The following is a 12,450-nucleotide window of genomic DNA, read 5'->3' on the forward strand; positions in this document are numbered from 1 at the left end:
AGAACCCATGGACAAGAACAAACCAATTAGTGAGGAAGTGCAACCGGCTGAGGTCAAACAAACCGTAATCGGAGATTTTCATACCATTCTGACTGAGGGTAAGGTCTGGAGAACCGGAGGCTTCACGCTGCCTGACGGCTCGTTCTGGGCTTACCGTGAACCGGAAGCTGTAGTGATTGTACGTAATGGATATCTGTATGTGCGGGCTCAGCTGAGCCGCCAGAACGACCATGTGCAGATTCTTGATAATGCCAAGCATATGTATTATTCGGCCCAGCCGGTAGAAGTGCCTGAAGAGGGGGAGATCAGCTTCGAGCTGCAGATCCGTGCCCGTACGCAGGGGACAGCGCCGGGTGATCTGTATGACGGCTATGTTTCGCTGAATTTACTAGATTTCACAACAGGCGCCGCGCTCGATTTCTTCGCCGGTAACGATAAATATGCCAGTGTGTATGGAATTCTGCCGTTTCCGGGTGTAACAGTACCCGAGACCGGGGGAACCAAATACTTCTGCATTTTCACAGAGGACACCGGCTTCAAGGCGCGTGAATTCAATACTTACAAAATTACCTACCACCGGGGCAAAAACGAGGCTGTATTCTTTGTGAACGGTCAAGAGGTGCGCCGCGAGCAGAATGTGCCGGTTAAATTCAACAGCTTCACTATTGCACTGGGCATTATGACCGAGAAGGATCTGACACCGGAGGGCAGCGTATCCGCACACGGGCAGACGGTAATCGCCGAATGGTCACCGGTGACGGTTACAACCTCTGCAAAGTAACAGTGCGCATCTAACAGATAAGGATGATTGGCCGTGAATCTAAAAATTTTCTTCAAGTTTGTCGAGCTGCCTACGAAGGTAGCCAGTATGCTGCCGCTGCTGCTGGGGACACTCTATGCCTTATACCGGTTCGAGGACTTCTATATCCTGCGCTTCGCGCTGATGTTTGTATCGCTCCTCAGCTTCGATATGGCAACAACGGCGATCAACAACTATTATGATTACAAAAAAGCGGCAAAAACCCACGGCTACGGGTACGAAACCCATAATCCCGTCGTCCATTACAAGCTGAAGGAAAGCACGGTGGTGGCGACGATCGTCATTCTTCTTGTACTTGCGGCGGGCGGCGGGATCGCTCTGGTCTCCCAGACGGGACTGATTGTATTTCTGCTCGGCGGATTGTCCTTCCTGATCGGCATCCTGTATTCCTTCGGGCCGATTCCGATTTCGCGGATGCCGCTGGGGGAACTGTTCTCTGGCCTGTTCATGGGTTTCGTCATTATCTTCATCTCGGCCTACATTCACTCGGATCAGGCGGTGGTGACCCTCCTGCTTCAGGGCAACTGGATCAGTCTGCACATTAATTTCCTTGAGGTGCTGTATCTGTTCTGGTTCTCGGTGCCGGCCATCCTCGGGATTGCCGGTATCATGCTGGCTAACAACATCTGCGACATTGAGGATGATATGGATAACCGCAGGTATACGCTGCCTGTGTATATCGGACGCAAAAATGCGCTGCTGCTGTTCAAGCTGCTCTACTATGTTTCTTTTGTGGATCTGATCGTGCTGGTCCTGCTTGGCATTCATCCGGTACTGGTGCTTCTGCTCCTGCTGACACTGATTCCGCTGCGCCGCAATATCGCGCGCTTCCAGCAGGAGCAGCATAAAGGTACGACCTTCATTCTGTCCGTCAAGAATTTCATGCTCATGAGCGCGGCAAGAATCATAGTGCTGGGTATAGCTGTTATATGGGTCTCCATATGGCCTGCTTAGAGATATACCCGATTCTATGATATTGTGTTTATAGGGTATACGCGGAAGAACTTATATAAGGAAGGTGTATAACTATGACACAGAAGCTTCGTTGGGGAATTATGGGCTGCGCGCAGATCGCCACAGGATCGGTCATGCCGGCCATCCAGGAGTCAGAGACCGGAGTGATTACGGCGATTGCCAGCCGGGGGCTTGAGAAGAGCAGCGCTGCTGCGGCAGAGTTCGGTATTGAGAAGGCTTATGGCAGCTATGAAGAACTGCTGGCCGATCCGGATGTCGATGCGGTCTATATTCCGCTTCCGAATCATCTGCACTATGAATGGGTGATCCGCGCGGCAGAGGCAGGCAAGCATGTCCTGTGCGAGAAGCCGATTGCCCTGGACAGCCGCGAGGCAGCCGGGATGGTGGAGGCTTGCCGGAAGGCGGGAGTTCACTTGGCGGAGGCTTATATGTACCGCCATCATCCGCGGATCACTGAGCTTCAGGAGATCATAGCGGGCGGCGAGATCGGGGAGCTGCGCTCCATCCGCGGCACGTTTACCTATAACGATGCAACGGATACTTCCAATATCCGCTTCAAGTCTGCCTGGGGAGGCGGCTCGCTCTATGATGTCGGCTGCTACCCGCTCACAGCGGCGCGGCTGCTGTTCGGTACAGAGCCGGAGGCCGTAACTGTGCAGGCGCTCTTCTCACCGGAGCATGATAATGTAGACATGATGGCCTCCGGTCTGGTGGAGTTCCCCGGCGGCAGGAGCCTGATCTTCGATTGCGGCATGTGGGCGTATAACCGCCAGCTGCTGGAGGTGCTTGGTACAGAAGGCCGGATCGAAATCCCGATGCCGTTCAACGCCAGGTTCGACGATGCACAGTTCTTCGTGTATGGCAGCAGCGGAGAGCCCCGGCAGGTGGAAGCCTTCGGAGCCAATCCTTACGTGCAGCAGGCGGATCATTTCGCCACTGCAGTCTTCAGCGGCAAGCCCTGGATCGCCGAAGAGGACCCGGTGCATAATATGAAGCTGATTGAGAGCTGCCTGGAATCTGCCCGGAAACGGGAAAGAATCAGCCTGGTGTAGCCGTCACAGGAGATAATAAGCTCCCTTCATGAATAAAATATTCTTTCAAAGAGAAACGGATACCGTCCCATGGGCGGTATCCGTTTCTGTATGTCTTTATGCTCTAGTGCAATATCAGCACTAAGGAAGTGAATTCATTCAACAAGGCAGCGATGTATGTATTCAGTTCCAAGTGGAGACTCAGTGATAGTTGTATAATGTGCAATTAAAAACAGCGAAAAGGCAGGCGTGCATCTAATAACTGTAGTCTGTACAACTAAATCTGCGCGAATGGTGAGAATCAAGCTGCACACGGCAGTTTAATTGTACGAAGTACAACTAAACCGATAACCGTTTGTAAATCAGACGATTTAGTTGTACAAAGTACAATTAAGCATACCGCATATATCGTAATTAAATTACGTTAAGAAGAATTTCATCCTCGTTATCGCCCCGGTTAAAGGCTTCGCGGTCGAATTCACCTTCAGAGTTGGCGACCAGCAGGGCAGTAACGGCAGTCCCGGTAGCATTGACAGCGGTACGTCCCATATCGATAAGCGCTTCTACTCCTGCAACAATGGCTATCCCCTCCAGCGGCAGGCCGAGTGCCGTTAATACGACGGTTGTTGAGATTACAGCCGGTCCGGGTACTCCTGCTACCCCGATGGAGGAGATGATACTGACCAGCACCAGTGTGACATAATCGGTTCCGGTAAGCTGAATTCCATAGACCTGAGCCGTGAACACTGCCACAATAGCAGGCCATACGCCCCCGCATCCGTTGAAGTTGACAGAGGCGCCAAGCGGAGCAACGAAGCTGGCAATCCGCGGGGAGACATGCAGACGTTTCGTGATAACCTCAAGATTCACAGGAAGTGTAGCATAGCTGCTTCTGGTGGTGAATGCAACGGTTAGCGTCGGGTAGACCTTACGGAAGAAGCGGATCGGATTTACTTTGACCACGAGCAGCACGAGTCCGCCAAAGACCAGCACAAAGTGCAGAATCAATGCGACATAAGAGGTTACAATGACACTGCCCAGCTCCTGAAGGGTCTCCCAGCCATATCGTGCCGTAATTCCGGCAATCAGCGCGAACACGCCGTAAGGCGTTAACCGGATTACAAATTTGACCACCTGGTGCAGCACCAGGGTCAGGGATTCGATAAGATCGCGTACAGGCTTAACGGCCTCCGGCTTTTTGGAGCCGATTTTGATAATGGCCACCGCCAGGAAGATGGCAAAAATAAGCAGCGGCACAACCTTACCTGTAGCTGCTTCATTTACAGGATTAGAAGGCACAAGATCAAGGATAACCTGTGAGAATGTAGGGATTTCACGGGCGGTGAAGCCCTCCGGCACAGCTTGTTGGATCCCTTTGCCCGGATTGAAAAGCAGAGCTACCGATAGTCCGATAACAGAGGCAATTCCGGTTGTTCCGAGGAACCAGGCGAAGGTCTTGATTCCGATCTTGCGCAGGTATTCAAGGTTGGTTAACGAGGAGATGCTGTTTAATACCAGAATGAATACGAGCGGCACAACGAGCATGCGGATCAGACTGACATAAATACTGCCGAAGGTCGTAATGGCATTGGTTTCGAATTCGAAATATTGAAAAAATATTCCGGCCAGCAGCCCGATTCCGAGCCCGACCAGGACCCGAGTGCCGAAGCCGACCCGTTTGCGTGCCAGGAAATACAGGATGCCAAACACAAAAATAGAAACCACGAAGCCATACCAGTTTGTCTCAATGGCTGATAATAGATTGTTGTCGATGTTGTTCATTCCCGTTATAGACCTCCTAAGCCTAGTTTTTTGATGCGAATAATGAGATCAAATGTATAGACAAATTTTATGATTGTCAATGTATAAATATGTTAATTTTATTTAATCCGATAAAACAAATAGGATAAATAAAATTTTAATTGACAAGGGATGTCAGTATGAATAATATGGAACTTATCCGCAAGTCATTCAGGAATCGACTGGACTGCCAGAGATTCAACAGAAGCGCATAACCATGCGTTTTGTTGAGTCTCTTTTTTGATTCTATAGGGGGGATGGGATACCGCTGCTGTAAGGAGAGCAATTCGTAAGAAGAATCGACTGGACCGCCAGAGATTCAATGAGCACGCGAGCAGTGTGTCTTGTTGAGTCTTTTTGTGATGAGTAATTGAGTTCCCCAAAAACTGCCTAGGGCGAAGTGAAAGGAAGGGTTACCTCTATGAAAAAGCTTACTATATCCGTAATTACTGCAGCCGTAGTGTTCTCAGTACTGACATATGCGGCAGTATCAGCCAAGCAGGACAACAAGGCTGAAGCAGCTGCAACACCGGTAGTTGTGGAAGCTGCAGCTGCTGCAGGCATTGCCGCGGCCCCTGTGGAGACCCCGGCGCCAGCTGATACTGCTGCAGCCCCTGCAGCAGAGACTGTTAAGCCTGAAGCTGCTGCTGCTTCAACAGACACAGCTGAGACGGCAGCAGCGCCGGTTGTTGCAGACACGGCAGCAGCTTCTGCCGCACCGGCTTCGGTGAATTCCGCACCTGAGGCCGGCAAGACGGTTGCGGCAGCATCCACCGGGACGGCAGAGGTTGTCCAAGCTGAAGCCAAGGCGACTGCTGCTCCTGCGGCTAAAGAGACGCAGCCGCAGGCTACAGCCAAGACGGCAGCAGCTGCTGTAGCTGCCCAAGCCCAAACGGCTGCGGCTCCCAAAGCCACAGCCGCGCCGAAGTCTGAGACTGTGCAACCATCTGCCGCACCAGTTAAAACGGCCGCCCCGGCCCCGGCCGTTCCAGCGCCTGCTCAGGCCACCGAACAGCCCGCTCCGAAGAAGGTGACGTTCTCTACAACCGAGGTGGTCAAAGCGAGTGCAAGCGCCCCGGCCTCAGCCCCGGCTGCCAGCACATCCTCATCGCAAGCCTCCGGCAATTCCGCATCTCAAGCTGCTGATACCTCTGCCCCGGCGCCTGCTGTGAGCAATCCTGCTCCTGCCCCGGCTGCTGTAGAGGAAGTTTGCCCTTAAGATTTTCGCGTCTTACTAACTGACGGGCAGGCTGGTATGCAAAGTACAGAAAAAAGATAAAGTTGAGGTGCAACTAATGAAAACACAGCAAAAACTTAATAAAATTCTCGCTCCGCTGCTGGCGGCCGCACTCCTTGTCTTGCCGGGTATCCCCGGCAAGGCGGCGGCAGAGCCGGTTCTGCCAGCTGGCGGCGCTGGAGCAGTCAGCACATATAATTATTTTTATGAGAATTATCCAAAGCTGAATGACCGGAATCATGTATATAAGACTGCTACATATGAAGATATCGCCAATCTGTTTGAGAGCGAGGGTACCTATGCCGTGCTGGTTGGCGGCACCTGGAGCGGGAACACACAGGCGGATATCGGATTTATCAATGAGGTTGCCAAGGAATCCGGCATTGATGTGCCTGTGATCTATAATTTTGATACCAGGCTGGACGGGGCCACTCTTGATATTGCAGACAGCAATAATCCGTATGCCTATAAATATGTGGATCTGGTCAATAAGTATTTGAAGAATCTTTCGCTGTATGACAAGGCAGACCCGCAGCACAATGTCAGTTATGTGAATACGGCCGGCGAGACGGTTACTGCCAACAAGATTGATTCCCCATTCCTGTTCTTGTACAACAAGGATCATAAGGATGCGCAGGGCAACAGCGCGCCTGTTGTTTCTTACCTGAAGGACGGAAAGTCCTGGGAGCAATTCCTGACAGACGGCCAGCTTGACTCAGCCAAGGTCAATGATTATAAGGCCTCTGTGCGTCAGGTGTTTGAAGCAGCCTCCGCCTATAGTGTGATTAATGAGTCCGAGTATATTAAAACAGCGTTCAACCGCAACTATGCCGGAGAGAACAACGGGAATATTATTTTTACTCCGGAGGATAAGGACCTTGTGCTGGAGCATGTAACCTATCATCAGCTGCAGCAGATTTTGGCCAGTGACGGGAACTATGCACTGCTATTCGGGGGCTCGTGGTGCCCGAATACCCAGGCCATCATCAAATATATTAATGAACAGGCGATAGCTCATAACATAAGCAAGATCTATTTCTTTGATACGAAGCTTGATGCGGGTCTGACGGTAGCGGAGTCCGGCAATAACACCGGAACAAGCGGGCGGGCCAACCCTCATAATAACAATGAGCTGCAAATCAGAACGAGCAATCATCCGTATGCCCATCTGTACGTTGATCTGGTTAATACCTACCTTACCAATATCAAGACAGAGAATAATCAGGCAGCGAAGCCTTCTGTGATCAGCTATGTGAATGATCTGAACGAGACGGTCACGGGTGACCGGCTTCAAGTGCCGTACCTCTTTACTTACAACAAGAACAACAAAGATGCTGCCGGAGAAAGCGCCCCTATTCTTGGGCATGTGGAGCTGATGTACTCCTGGACGAATATTCAACCGGGGTATGTAAGCAGCGGATATTCTGACGGTGCCAGATATACTAATGCAATCCAGGCTTTAAACACGCTGTACTCCAGATTAGAGGCTGTGCCTGCTGGGCTGTATGGCAGTGCAGACGGCACCATCAGAGGGGCCAATGACCAGCTGGAATACAAGTACAAGACTGTACAGGATTCGGTCTATGAATATCAGCCGGCCGCAGGTGAGACCATTTCGGGCCTGGTTCCGGGGACTTACCTGGTACGGTATAAAGCGACTACGGGTTCGCAGGGACCTATCATTAAACCGGCAGGAACCACTGTTATACCTTATGCTGCGGGAGAAGCAGTAGAGGTTGTTGTGCCGCTGCCCGGAGAGCAGGCAGCCCCGGCAGGGTTGAAGGGACTCCCGCCGACATCGGCAGCGAATAGGGACGGGCAGATCAGCGGTGCAAGAGGGGCGCTGAGTACTGAGGAGCTGCAATCGCTGGAGTACAAGCTGGCAACGGTAACAGAATATACGTATGCCAAGGATGCACCTCCAGTGGATCTCACACCCGGAATCTATCAGGTGAGATATATTGCCCAGAAAGAGATTCCGGCAAGCCCTGAGGCGAATATTACAGTTCCTGCCTTCACGGAGAGACAGGCGGCACCTGCCGGACTTACGGGAGTGAAGCCGACAACCTGGGAGAACAAGGACGGGAAGATTACAGGAACTACCGGTAAATTACAGATCAAGCTGTCCACGGTTACAGCCTATGTCTATGCGGGAGAGGGAGAAACCACGGGCTTAATCCCGGGAGTGTACGATCTGAGATATCCGGCAAAAGAAGGCTACACCGCCAGTCCGGTAGCAAAAGTGGTTGTTCCGGGCAATATTCAGGAACAGGCAGCCCCAACCGGCCTTAAAGGCGTTGCCCCAACCTCATCCGAGAATAAGAACGGAGCCATTACAGGCACCACCACAGCGCTGGAGTATAAGCTGTCCACGGCCTCTGCGTACACACCTGCCCCGGACAAGGAAATTACGGGCCTGTCCGCCGGAACCTATAATGTCAGAGCTGCGGCTAAGCTCGGCTATAAGGCAAGTCCGGATACCAGTGTTGTCGTACCGGTATATGCACCGGCAACCGGTTCCAATAGCGGAAGCGGGAACAATGGCGGCGGAACTTCTGTTGTGCCGGTACCAAGTGCCAGTCCGGCCCCATCCCCATCCGCTACGACATCCGGGGATACCGTAACTGTAGTGGCGGCCGCCACTGCTACAACGGATACAGCTACAGGCGTAACAACAGCTTCTATTTCTGCCGAAGCCGTTGCAGGCCTTGTGAACAGTGCCAAGGCTGCCGAAGCCGCAGGCAAGAAGGCTGTCCTGGAAATCAGCGTTGCCGCAGATGCCAATACCAAGACAGCGGAACTCAGCATTCCACGAAGTGCATTTAATGAAGCAGCCTCTGGCACGAATGCCGGTCTTAAGATTAATATTCTGAACGTCGGGCAGATTACGTTCGATTCTACTGCTGTAGCCAGCATCAGTGCTGCTGAGGATAGCGGAGCCATCCTCATTAGAATTGCCAAGGTGTCTTTAACTGAGGAAGGCAAGTCAGTACTCGGAGACAGACCGGTGTATGATCTGACTGTACGGGCAGGAGATAGGGAGGTGTCTGTCTTCGGCGGCGGGAAGGTGCACATTAGTCTTCCTTATACCCCGCTGGCGGGTGAACAGGCACATTCTATTATCGTATATAACATCAACAAGGAAGGCGGCCTGGATGTTGTTCAGGGCAAGTACAAGGCAGCTGCCGGAGCAGTTGAATTTGTAACCACCCATTTCTCGCAATATATTATTGCCTACAATAAAGTCGTATTTGCTGACATTGCTGATACAGCCTGGTACAACAATGCTGTTAGCTTCCTGGCAGCCAGAGGGATTACTTCCGGCACGGATAATAGCAGCTACAGTCCGAACGCCTTAGTAACCAGAGGGCAATTCATTGTCCTGCTGCTCAAAGCCTACGGAATAGCACCGGACAGCAGCGGAGCAGCCAACTTTACAGATGCAGGGACAGCCTATTATTCCGGCTATCTGGCTGCTGCCAAGAGTCTGGGAATTGCTACGGGCTCCGGGGATAACCAGTTCAAGCCGGATAACCGGATTACACGGCAGGAGCTGTTCACCCTGCTGTACCGTGCGCTGAATGTTCTGGGTCAGCTGCCGGAATCCACGACAGATCTGGCGCTCTCCACCTACAGCGATGCGCCGCAGGTTGCCGGCTACGCACAAGAAGCCCTACAGGCTCTGGTGCAGCGCGGTGTAGTAGAAGGTGACAACGGCAGAATTCATCCTTTGGAATTCTCCACACGGGCCGAGGCGGCACAGGTGATCTACAATCTGTTGGCCCGGTAAATGATATTTTCTCTAAGGGCGGCCAGGGGCCGCTCCTAGAGAAATATAAGAATTGATATGTTTGGGATCCCCGCAAAGTATCTGTATCATCGTCGAAGCTTAAGCCCCACTTTGTGGGGTTATTTGGCGTTTACCCCTACACTGCACTTGTTGCGATAACTCATAGGTAACAGGTGTTAAAATTTGCTAAAATAGGGACAACAGCTAAAACATAATTTGAAGATGATGGATGTGCATGCCGAAGGGAGAGAGGGTAGTGGGTAATACAGAAGAACCGGTCATTTCAATTGAAGGACTATGGATGAATTACAGTGACAGAATGGTGCTGCGGGGAATTGACCTGGAGGTATACCGGGGACAGATTATCGGATACATCGGACCCAATGGCGCCGGCAAAAGTACCACGGTCAAAATCATGCTGGGGCTTGTGGAGGGCTATAGCGGGGCGGTGCGTATTTTTGGCAGAGATATCTCAGACGGGGACACGGCCTACAAAAGAAGAATCGGCTATGTGCCGGAGGTGGCAGAGCTGTATGACAGCCTGTCAGCCCGGGAATATCTTACGTTTATCGGAGAGCTGTATGGCATGAAGAAGGCGGATGCTGAGCTCAAGGCGGAGAAGCTGATGGGACTGCTGAACCTGAATAAGGCCTACGATATGCGGATTGCCTCCTACTCCAAAGGGATGAAGCAGAAGGTGCTGCTGATTGCCAGCATGCTGCATGATCCGGATATTCTGTTCCTGGACGAGCCGCTCAGCGGTCTGGATGCCAACAGTGTAATGGTGGTGAAGGAGATTTTTGCAACACTTGCGGCCAGGGGCAAAACAATCTTTTATTCCTCGCATATTATGGACGTGGTGGAGAAGATCAGCAGCCGGATTATTCTGCTGGACGGGGGCGATATCGTTGCGGACGGAACCTTCGCACAGCTGCGGGAGCAGAGCCGGGAGGGCTCGCTTGAGGAGATTTTCAATCAGCTGACCGGATTTGACAAGTACAGGGATATCGCCAGTGAGTTCGTTGCTGTGATTGGAGAGGGTGCGCCGCATGCGTGATTTCTTTGTATTGAAGCTGCTGGACCGGATGCAATGGATATTTAAGGCGCTCGGAGCCGATTATGCCGTACTGCGCCGCATTCTTCAGGTTAAGCTCACGATGGACGGCCGGCGGACACCAACGATATTCTCGGGAACGCAGGAACCCAAGCTGAATATGGAAGGCTCTCCGTTCCGGGTACAGTGGCTGTATCTGCTGCTCGGGCTGATGCTGATCGCGCTGGTTGCACCTGCAGACAATTATATTCTGACCATGAGCCTGATGTTCAGCATAGTGATGTTCATGATCACAACGACGCTGATATCGGATTTCTCGACAGTCATGCTGGATTTGCGGGACAAAAACATTCTCTTCTCCAAGCCGGTGGACCGCCGGACGCTAAACATGGCCAAAAGCATACATATTCTGATCTATCTGCTCACGTTAACACTGACATTCACCGGTCCCTCGCTTCTGTTCTCGTTATTCCGGCACGGAGCGCTGTTCTTCTTCCTGTATGCTGCGGAGATCATCCTGATGGACGGCTTCATTCTGGTGTTTACTGCGCTGGTCTATCTGCTGATTTTAAGGTTTTTTGACGGTGAAAAGCTTAAGGACATCATCAATTATGTACAGATTATTCTGTCCGTTGGCGTAACTGTCGGTGCTCAGCTCGTATCGCGCCTGTTCAATATCACAGAGTTCGGCCTGAATTTCACTCCTGCCTGGTGGCACTTCGCGCTGCCTCCCGTCTGGTTCGGGGCTCCGTTTGAGCTGCTGGTTGGGGGAGCGGAAGGCAGGCATCTAACTATCCTGGCCGTACTCGCTCTCGCAGCTCCAGTCGTGTTGTTTGCAGCATATATCCGGCTGATGCCGCTGTTTGAACGCAGTCTCCAGAAGCTGGCTGAACAAGGAGCTTCAGGGCAGGGCACCGGGCGGATAGCCCGCAGGCTGTCAGAGATAACATGCCGCAACAAGGTAGAGGCGATGTTCTTCCGTTTCACCTGGTCGATGATGAAGCATGAGCGCGAATTCAAGCTTAGGGTATATCCAACTGTAGGCTTGTCCCTCGTGCTGCCCTTTATCTTTATCTTCAATCAGGTGTGGAGCGGGGACCTGGAAGCCATCAGAGGCTCCAGATCGTTTCTGTTTATCTATTACAGTGCTCTCCTGATGATGACGGCGGTACAAATGCTCCGCTACTCCACCAGCTACAAAGGCGCATGGATCTATAAAGTAATCCCCTTGCCGGGAACAGCTATGGTATACCGCGGGATGCTGAAGGCAGTGGTGCTTAAGCTGCTGGTGCCTTTGTTTACTCTGGAGGCAGCCGTGTTCATAGGCTTGTTCGGGTCCAGGATTATTGCTGATATGGCCGCTGTATTGCTTGCGTTGCTACTGTATTCGGTGCTGTGCTTTCTTCTGTTCCCCAGGGCGCTGCCGTTCTCGGAGAAGTATGAGGCAGCGCGGCGGAAGGAATTCACCGGCAGTGCTTTTGTGCAGTTGTTTGTTCTGGCGGGACTGGCCGGGATACATTATGTGTTCACCTTAATTCCCGCGGGAATATACATCTATCTGGTAATTCTGGCAGCTGCAAATGCCTGGATATGGCACCGGGCCTTCCTGCCGGAGGATTCAGGCAGCAGCCCGCTTCCAACCCTCCGCGCGGGGGGCTGACGCCAAATATGGACATTTTTTGCCGACATTAAAAAAAGGGTCTAAGTTCCAGTATTTACTTAGACAGTCTGCCAAATACAAGG

The 12,450-nt window shown here is 52.0% G+C and carries 8 protein-coding genes; 7 read left to right on the forward strand and 1 reads right to left on the reverse strand.

Features of this window, described 5'->3' with window-relative positions; translation table 11 throughout:
* Positions 1-7: 7 nt before the first annotated feature.
* The 3 genes from MHI42_RS22350 (at position 8) to MHI42_RS22360 (ending at position 2,847) form a co-directional block, all read left to right on the forward strand.
* On the forward strand, positions 8-781 hold the full coding sequence (locus MHI42_RS22350) for a DUF6081 family protein (protein WP_042140312.1): 774 nt from the start codon (positions 8-10) through the stop codon (positions 779-781).
* Positions 782-814: 33 nt separating this feature from the next.
* Positions 815-1,774, forward strand: coding sequence for a 1,4-dihydroxy-2-naphthoate polyprenyltransferase (locus MHI42_RS22355; protein ID WP_171720735.1), 960 nt, complete (start codon positions 815-817; stop codon positions 1,772-1,774).
* A 74-nt stretch (positions 1,775-1,848) separates the two neighbouring features.
* Positions 1,849-2,847: a Gfo/Idh/MocA family oxidoreductase gene (locus tag MHI42_RS22360; protein WP_171720734.1), complete on the forward strand. Its 999-nt coding sequence runs from the start codon at positions 1,849-1,851 to the stop codon at positions 2,845-2,847.
* A 393-nt stretch (positions 2,848-3,240) separates the two neighbouring features.
* Here the strand turns inward: MHI42_RS22360 and MHI42_RS22365 are convergent, their stop codons facing one another.
* Positions 3,241-4,608 (reverse strand): dicarboxylate/amino acid:cation symporter, encoded by a 1,368-nt coding sequence (locus MHI42_RS22365; RefSeq protein WP_342420701.1) that lies wholly within the window; start codon positions 4,606-4,608, stop codon positions 3,241-3,243.
* A 439-nt stretch (positions 4,609-5,047) separates the two neighbouring features.
* On the opposite strand from MHI42_RS22365, the gene MHI42_RS22370 reads away from it, so the two are divergent.
* The 4 genes from MHI42_RS22370 (at position 5,048) to MHI42_RS22385 (ending at position 12,367) form a co-directional block, all read left to right on the forward strand.
* Positions 5,048-5,845 carry a hypothetical protein gene (locus MHI42_RS22370; protein ID WP_342420702.1) on the forward strand — a complete coding sequence of 266 codons (798 nt, stop codon included), beginning with the start codon at positions 5,048-5,050 and terminating at the stop codon, positions 5,843-5,845.
* 76 nt (positions 5,846-5,921) lie between these two features.
* On the forward strand, positions 5,922-9,653 hold the full coding sequence (locus MHI42_RS22375) for an S-layer homology domain-containing protein (protein ID WP_342420703.1): 3,732 nt from the start codon (positions 5,922-5,924) through the stop codon (positions 9,651-9,653).
* Positions 9,654-9,954: 301 nt separating this feature from the next.
* The gene (locus tag MHI42_RS22380) at positions 9,955-10,710 is read left to right on the forward strand and encodes an ABC transporter ATP-binding protein (protein WP_342424786.1); all 756 of its coding nucleotides are present in this window, start codon (positions 9,955-9,957) and stop codon (positions 10,708-10,710) included.
* The gene (locus MHI42_RS22385; RefSeq protein WP_342420704.1) at positions 10,703-12,367 is read left to right on the forward strand and encodes a hypothetical protein; all 1,665 of its coding nucleotides are present in this window, start codon (positions 10,703-10,705) and stop codon (positions 12,365-12,367) included. The genes MHI42_RS22380 and MHI42_RS22385 overlap by 8 nt, the downstream gene beginning before the upstream one ends.
* Positions 12,368-12,450: the final 83 nt, after the last annotated feature.

The sequence above is a fragment of the Paenibacillus sp. FSL E2-0178 genome, assembly GCF_038593005.1.
GTDB lineage: Bacteria > Bacillota > Bacilli > Paenibacillales > Paenibacillaceae > Paenibacillus_AQ > Paenibacillus_AQ phytohabitans.